The organism is Flavihumibacter cheonanensis (genome assembly GCF_022352215.1).
Lineage (GTDB): Bacteria > Bacteroidota > Bacteroidia > Chitinophagales > Chitinophagaceae > Flavihumibacter > Flavihumibacter cheonanensis.
In genome coordinates this window covers 1-284 of the sequence record NZ_JAKRWF010000165.1, presented here as the reverse complement: position 1 = coordinate 284, position 284 = coordinate 1, and the positions used below count along the sequence as shown (strand labels likewise).

The window sequence follows — 284 nt, the reverse complement described above, 5'->3', positions numbered from 1 at the left end:
GCGTGGGAACGTTGGGCGCAATGCTCTTGATCATGCCGCTCAAGACCTTTTTGGGGCCGATTTCAATGAAAAGGTCCGCCCCATTTTCAACCATTCTTTCCGCCCCACGGCGCCAATCCACGCAGGTGTAGATCTGCTCGTAAAGCTCTTTACGAATATGAAGGGGGTCCACGATGGCTTCGCCGGAGACGTTCGCGATCACCGGTTTGCAGGCAATGCAAATCTGGCTTGCGGCAAGATCGTTTTTGAATCGATCCGCCGCAGGTCTCATCAACGGGGTGTGA

At 54.6% G+C, this 284-nt stretch carries 1 protein-coding gene; it reads right to left on the bottom strand.

The features are described 5' to 3' along the window. A partial coding sequence (locus tag MD536_RS21550) for an ACP S-malonyltransferase (protein ID WP_369075824.1) occupies window positions 1-271 on the bottom strand: 271 nt, incomplete at its 3' end. Window positions 272-284 lie beyond the last annotated feature (13 nt).